Genomic DNA, 3,439 nt, shown 5'->3' with positions numbered 1-3,439 from the left:
GCCCCGGGGGTGGTGGTGCCGGGGGTGGTGGTGCCGGTGGCGGCGGTGCCGGTGGCGGCGGTGCCGGTGGCGGCGGTGCCGGTGGCGGCGGTCCCGGTGGCGGCGGTCCCGGCGGTGGCCCGGGCCGGTAGACGTGATGAGATCGCGAGCTTTACATCGCTCAGCCCATCTTGCTTGGAGCAGCAGGACAGGATCCCTTGGCGTCGATCAAGAGAGCGCACCTTTCCAGGACCGCGCCCAGACAACAAAATCTGATGCCGTCTAGCAACCAAATTTGAAGCTATGGCCGATGAGGCTCGGAACTGGACCGCACCAGCGGCCGTGGCTCAACCATACGATCTTGCGCTGAAGGTCAAGTTCAACGTGGACGCCGGCGTGCAACGCCGTGCAGGCGAGATTTTTCGAAGTGGCCGATGGGCCGAGGCCTTAGACTGGTAAAGCGAGTTTCTGGGGAGCGCGATGAGCACCAAGTCCATCATTGATCTAATCGGCAGAGATGAGGCATTCCGGTTGATGGGGGAAGCAATCGCGGACGCCGCCAGTCCTACGAAAGGACCGATCGTTCATGCGTTTGTCCCAGGAGATCCGCGTGAGGAACATTCAAGACTCGCCATATGCGCCAGTTCGCCTCAGCGAACAGATCTGGTGGGAGTTTGCTGTAAGGGCGAAAGACGCTGGATGGATCCGCGAGGATGGAACGATTGCGGGAAATCTGCCGGATGCGATCTTTGACGACCTCTGCAAGCCGATGGTCCAGGAGATGGAGCAGGTGTTGGACATCAACGGCCTGAGAGACCACCTGCCTCAGTACGACGCGAACATGCTCAGGCTGAGGCAATGGGTTCCATTGATAGGCCAGTACGAATCGTGCGGACGTCAGATCTTCGATCTTGATGACGACCTGGCGGACGAACTGGCGGTCTCTGCCCTTCCTGCCGATGTTCTCCATGCCTGGAAGCCTCCTTTTCGATCGTTCTTCGTCCGCTTTGGAAAGGTCGAAGCTGCATCCCTACCGTTTGCGCCTGGCGAATCGGAATTCCTCGATGGGGTCTTCGTCGGCGTGTCACCATGGGATTTGTCAGGCGCGCTCTGCTACAGATTCGGTTTCTCAATGATCAAGGAAGACGGCGGCGGTTTGGAGATGCCCGGACCCCTCTTCGACCTGACCCCGGCGGAGAGCCATCTGCCGTTTCGTGAGGCTGTCGAGGCGGCACATTCTCGAAGGCTGAAGGAACTGGACGTGGATGATCGGTCCGGGACGAGCACACCTTGGACGAAGGCGGTCAATTCCATGCGGCGAGGAGAGTCAGGGGAAGTGACGCAGCTGGCGATGGATGCGGCGCCGCTCCTCATGAACGCGCTCTTCCTGCTCGAGCAGAAACTCGATCAGGTCGAGCCGGGCCGGGACGCCCCGCCCGAAGCCCAAATCCTGTGGGAAATGGAATCGGCGCGAGGCCGCCGCCGGTTGGTCGATGAACTTGCAGTAGGTGGGTACGCGGTTGTTCGCAGAGTGCAAGCCAAGCGCTAGTAGCGCGGAGCGCTCGTAGTCTCCTCTTCTGGTGCGGAGCCTCCTTCGTCAGCCAGCAGCGCCTTGATCCGCATGGCGTAGGTGCCCGCGATGGTCTTCTCGGCTTCGGCCGCAAAGCGCTCGATCTCGCTTGCAATGGTCGCTTCGTCTGCCCCAGGCCGGAACAGGGCCCAGCAGGTCGAGAGCACATTGCGGCCCTCGCTCCAATAGTCGCCGGTGAGCACGTGGTCGCCGTCGCGGTTCTGCCGGCAGTACACGAACGCAGTCCTGCCGCCCGCTGCGGTCTCGTAGTCCTTGCTCGCCACGTCCACGCGCACGCGATCGAGATTCCAGCCGCGTGCCGCCAGCGCCTGGGAAAACTGGGCTTGGATGGGTGTTGCCGTCGAATTCATGCTCAAGGTTTCTGTCACTGAAACCGTTGACGATGCCACGTGGGTGCGGAATTCGGCGATTTTTTCGGGCGCCGAGCCTATGCGGGAGCCATCGCGCCATGCCGTCGGCGTTCAGGATCGAAGTCGAGGCGAATGATCGTGCCGTCCTCGAACACATCTTCAATTGGCGCGTGCTGCCGGGCGGTCGCGCGCCGGGCGTTGCGCATCCGGCTGGCATGCAACATCGCCTGCATGCGCTCGCTCATTGCAGGCACCTGGACGGGCGTGACGAGCGTCGGGCCGCGCCGCTTGATGATGCGGATCTCCATCTGCGACCGGTCGTCCTGGCTGGACGTGACGTGCAGGCGCAGGCGCGCCGGCGAGGTCGACGCCGCGGCGCGTGCCGGCCGCAACACGAAGAGCAGCGATTCGTGCAGCGCCGCCGCCAGCTGCAGCCGCCGCAGCTCGTCCACGCGAGCCTGAGGCAGCCAGGCCATCACCGCGACACCGCGGGCACGTCGGCGCAGCGCAGCGCCTGCTCGCAGGCCCAGAGGCGTGCGGCCGCCGGCTCGGCGCGGATCCAGAGCAGCGAGTCGGGACCGAGGCCGCCAGCAGCAAGCCCCATGCAGAACGGTTCGTGGGGCGCTCCGATCAGCGCCACTGGCCCGGCACGACCCTCCACCGCGCGCGCCAGCCCCGGCAGCACCAATTGCCACGAATGCGCGTCGGGCCGGGGCTGCAGCAACTCGGTTATCGCACCGATCGGCCAGCCACCGCCGGGTAGCTCCGCATCGAGCGCCGGATGGCCGGTGCTGACGATCTCCGAGTCGGCCGAGCCCATCTCGTCGCCGCGCCACATCTTTTCGCGCGTCGCCGAGGAGAAAACTTCAAAGGACGGAAGAGCCATGCGGAATGGCCTCAGCGGAAGTCCCGGCTGGACGTGCGCAGCGTGCCCAGCAGGGGCGTGTGATCGACCAGCTTGGCGGCCACCAGCGACTGAACACCCTTCTCGCTCTGCCAGGTGCCCTCCACGCTCAGGAGCTTGGCGCCCAGCAGGACCGTGCGCTGTTCCTCGGCGACCTGCGGCCACACGATGATGTTGACCGTGCCGGTCTCGTCTTCGAGTGTGGCGAAGACGACGCCATTCGCCGTGCCGGGGCGCTGCCGGTGGGTGACGATGCCGCTGGCGCGAACCGTCTGGCGGTCCTTTGCCCGCACGCGCAGCTCCTCGGAGGTCTTGATGCCCCACTCGGCGAGCTTGGGCCGGATGATCGCAAGCGGATGCCTGCGCAGGCTCAGGCCGACCGTGCCGTAGTCGTCGGCGATCTCGGCGCCCTCTTCCGGCGTGGCGAAGTCAACCGGATCCTCGAAGGTGCGTGCCTGCCGCAGCATCTTCGTAGGACGCGTGTCCACCCCCCTGGCCGCCCAGACCGCATCAGGCCGGCGGCCGGCCAGGCCCCCGAACGACACGCAAACTCCCCCACTGATCGACACGTAAATTCCCCCGCCCCGGCCATTTGGCCGTGACGGAGTAGGCGGC

6 protein-coding genes are annotated in these 3,439 nt (G+C 65.2%); 1 reads left to right on the top strand and 5 read right to left on the bottom strand.

Annotated features, from left to right (window positions below):
- A partial coding sequence (locus A8M77_RS37125; RefSeq protein WP_238137085.1) for a hypothetical protein occupies nt 1–221 on the bottom strand: 221 nt, incomplete at its 3' end.
- Nucleotides 222–565: 344 nt separating this feature from the next.
- Between A8M77_RS37125 and A8M77_RS34760 the strand changes: the two genes are divergently transcribed.
- Entirely contained in the window at nt 566–1,528 is a 963-nt protein-coding gene (locus A8M77_RS34760; protein ID WP_086926016.1) for a hypothetical protein, read from the top strand.
- On the opposite strand, the gene A8M77_RS34755 is transcribed toward A8M77_RS34760, so the two are convergent.
- From A8M77_RS34755 to A8M77_RS37365, 4 genes are all read right to left on the bottom strand, one after another.
- Nucleotides 1,525–1,920 carry a hypothetical protein gene (locus tag A8M77_RS34755; protein ID WP_086926015.1) on the bottom strand — a complete coding sequence of 132 codons (396 nt, stop codon included), beginning with the start codon at nt 1,918–1,920 and terminating at the stop codon, nt 1,525–1,527. The two genes, A8M77_RS34760 and A8M77_RS34755, sit on opposite strands and share 4 nt — an antisense overlap.
- Nucleotides 1,921–1,997: 77 nt before the next feature.
- Nucleotides 1,998–2,372: a hypothetical protein gene (locus A8M77_RS34750; protein WP_143694905.1), complete on the bottom strand. Its 375-nt coding sequence runs from the start codon at nt 2,370–2,372 to the stop codon at nt 1,998–2,000.
- A gap of 23 nt (nt 2,373–2,395) precedes the next feature.
- Entirely contained in the window at nt 2,396–2,806 is a 411-nt protein-coding gene (locus A8M77_RS34745) for a hypothetical protein (protein ID WP_143694904.1), read from the bottom strand.
- Between the two features lie 11 nt (nt 2,807–2,817).
- Nucleotides 2,818–3,369 (bottom strand): OB-fold nucleic acid binding domain-containing protein, encoded by a 552-nt coding sequence (locus tag A8M77_RS37365; protein WP_143694903.1) that lies wholly within the window; start codon nt 3,367–3,369, stop codon nt 2,818–2,820.
- Nucleotides 3,370–3,439: the final 70 nt, after the last annotated feature.

The sequence above is a fragment of the Variovorax sp. JS1663 genome (assembly GCF_002157355.1).
Classification (GTDB): domain Bacteria; phylum Pseudomonadota; class Gammaproteobacteria; order Burkholderiales; family Burkholderiaceae_C; genus Variovorax.
Note: the sequence above shows the minus strand (reverse complement) of the source record. Positions and strands in the feature narration are given on the sequence as shown.

Excerpts from the sequence above, each read along its gene's own strand:
- A8M77_RS34760 (WP_086926016.1), top strand. The coding sequence starts at position 566 with ATGCGTTTGTCCCAGGAGATCCGCGTGAGGAACATTCAAGACTCGCCA.
- A8M77_RS34745 (WP_143694904.1), bottom strand. The coding sequence starts at position 2,806 with ATGGCTCTTCCGTCCTTTGAAGTTTTCTCCTCGGCGACGCGCGAAAAG.
- A8M77_RS34755 (WP_086926015.1), bottom strand. The coding sequence starts at position 1,920 with ATGAATTCGACGGCAACACCCATCCAAGCCCAGTTTTCCCAGGCGCTG.